This is a genomic window from Planktothrix sp. FACHB-1355, assembly GCF_014748295.1.
Lineage (GTDB): Bacteria > Cyanobacteriota > Cyanobacteriia > Cyanobacteriales > Aerosakkonemataceae > Aerosakkonema > Aerosakkonema funiforme_A.
The window spans coordinates 1-2,475 of the sequence record NZ_JACJUP010001057.1; the positions used below are offsets into that span (position 1 = coordinate 1).

Annotated in this window: 3 protein-coding genes; 1 reads left to right on the forward strand and 2 read right to left on the reverse strand. The window is 42.9% G+C overall.

The annotated features are described in order from the left end of the window. Positions 1 to 948, forward strand: a 948-nt coding sequence (locus H6S82_RS28890) for an NAD(P)/FAD-dependent oxidoreductase (RefSeq protein ID WP_191057149.1), incomplete at its 5' end; no start/stop codon positions are given. Here H6S82_RS28890 and H6S82_RS28895 read toward each other — a convergent pair. Further along, entirely contained in the window at positions 829 to 1,809 is a 981-nt protein-coding gene (locus tag H6S82_RS28895) for a molecular chaperone DnaJ (protein ID WP_190472169.1), read from the reverse strand. The genes H6S82_RS28890 and H6S82_RS28895 overlap by 120 nt on opposite strands. 107 nt (positions 1,810 to 1,916) lie before the next feature. Then, a partial coding sequence (locus tag H6S82_RS28900; protein ID WP_191057150.1) for an NAD(P)H-hydrate dehydratase occupies positions 1,917 to 2,475 on the reverse strand: 559 nt, incomplete at its 5' end.

Sequence of the window (2,475 nt, forward strand, 5' to 3'; positions counted from 1 at the left end):
GATATTGACCCGCAACAGCAAAAAATATTCTTGCCCAATGAAGAACTGACTTACGATACATTAATTGTTGCTACTGGCGTCAGTCACCATTATTTTGGCAACGAGCAATGGGCAACGGTAGCACCGGGATTGAAAACAATAGAAAATGCCTTAGAAATTAGGCGTCGCATTTTCTGGGCATTTGAAGCGGCAGAAAAAGAAAAAGATGCAGAAAAACGGCGTGCTTGGTTGACGTTTGCGATCGTAGGTGGAGGGCCGACTGGTGTAGAATTAGCTGGTGCGATCGCAGAACTTGCCTTCAGCACGCTCAAAAAAGATTTTCGCGATATCGACACCACAGAAACTAAAATATTGTTGTTGGAAGGAGCCGATCGCATTCTCCCTCCCTACTCACCGGAATTATCCGCAAAAGCTTTATCGGCTCTGGAAAAATTGGGAGTGACCGTACAAACAAAAACTATTGTAACAGATATTGGTAACAATATTATCACGACAAAACAAGGCGATCGCATCGAAGAAATTCACGCTCGAACAATATTATGGGCTGCCGGTGTCAAGGCTTCTAAAATGGGAAAAGTTTTAGCCGAACGCACAGGTGCAGAACTCGATCGCGTCGGTCGCGTAGTCGTCCAACCGGATTTAAGTATACCCAATTATCCTAACATTTTTGTAATTGGGGATTTGGCTAGTTTTTCCCATCAAGATAACAAACCCCTACCCGGTATCGCACCCGTCGCTATGCAGGAAGGCGAATATGTTGCCAAACTAATTAAAAAGCGACTTGCTGGTCAAACTGCTCCTACTTTCCGTTACGTCGAGACAGGTAGCTTAGCCGTGATCGGACGAAATGCTGCTGTTGTAGACTATTGTCATTTTTTTATCCCTAAAGTCCTTCACGAAATTCCGAATTTCAACCATAAATTCAATCTCTTTTTCTGTCTGGGCTAACATTTGCTCTAAAGGATTAATTCCTAACTTAGTTGCTTGTCGGTATTCAGATACTAATGCACCTTCTGGCGTATTTTTGGCCAATCTGAGTTCTTGTTTTAGGTTTTCATATTGTTTTTTTAGGACGAAATTTTGTTGCTCCAAAATCTGACATTGGCGCGTTAAATCATCTTCACTGAAACTATCAATGTCTTCTCCAGCCAAATGTTGCTTCTCAATTTCCAGTAGCTTAGCCAAATCATTTTCTTGATAAGCTCGATTAAGTTCTTTCATGATTTCGGTGTGACGCATTTGGCTTTCGCTATCTGTCACTTTATCGGGGTGAAAAATTTCTGCTAGCCTCAAAAATGTTTGCCGGATTTTTCTGGATTCTTCAGTTTTGGTAGTTTGTTGTTCGAGGTGGTTATGAGATTGCCGATCGCTAGAAGTAGAGTTTTGATAAAAATTATTCTCTTGTTCTTCTGGCTCAAATAGTTGGTCTAATTCTGGGTCTGTCTCTTCTTCAATTGGTTTAGCACTGATTAATCCGCTAAACTGTAAACTTCGATAAAGCGCCAAAATATCTTGCTTCGTTTTTTGTCCCAATTTCCTAGTAGTTAGGATTTCATTGAATAAAGCGTGAATTTCCCGATCGATTTCAGTTACTTTCTGAAATTCAGGTGCTATGCGATGAAAAATCTGCGTAGCCACAGAGCGCATTTGTTCGACAAAGTTCTGCAATTCAGTTCGTTTTTTCTTAATCTGTTTCAGTAGCCATTGATGCTCTTTATCTAACGCATCAGCACGAAGGCGCTGTTCGGAAAGAGCTAACGTTATGGATGATGGAGTAGAGGTGTGGGACGGTTGTTTTTTGCGTGGCATTGTCAAGTGATGGGGATTAACATAAAGTTAATTGTAACCAAGGATGTAGTTCAGTGAATTGCAGTGCAATCGGGTGAATTACACTGCAATTCACTGCAAATATTCCCTCACTCACCACTACCTACCACTGGAATCAAATATTGCGTCAGTGTAAAGGCATCAACTCCCAACTCAGTCCTTTCTTGTGCTGCTAAGATCCCAGCTTGCGCGTGCCACCAAGCACCTGCTGCTACTATCTCTGCAAGAGACACAGGCGAGACGCCTGTGCCACAAGAACAAGCGGATGATTGCGCTACAAGTCCTCCCAGCAATCCAGTTAGGACGTCGCCGCTACCACCACGGGCTAAGGCTGGTGTGCTTTCGGGCACAATAAATACGGAACCGTCAGGAGTTGCGATCGCAGTTCTCGCACCTTTTAAAAGTACGATCGCACTACTTAAGCGAGATGCTTCTCTCACCGCATTTACTCTGTCTTGTGTTGAATCTGGTAAATCTGGAAACAAACGTTTGAATTCACCAGTATGGGGTGTCAGGATAGTTAATGCTTGCCGCTTTGATAGCTTGGGGATGGTTCCCATTTGGGCGAGAATATTCAAACCATCGGCATCTAAAAGTAGGGGAATATCGCTGTCTAGAACAAGCTTTGCAACAGAAGTAGCGTCTTTT

Excerpts from the sequence above, each read along its gene's own strand:
- H6S82_RS28895 (WP_190472169.1), bottom strand. The coding sequence starts at position 1,809 with ATGCCACGCAAAAAACAACCGTCCCACACCTCTACTCCATCATCCATA.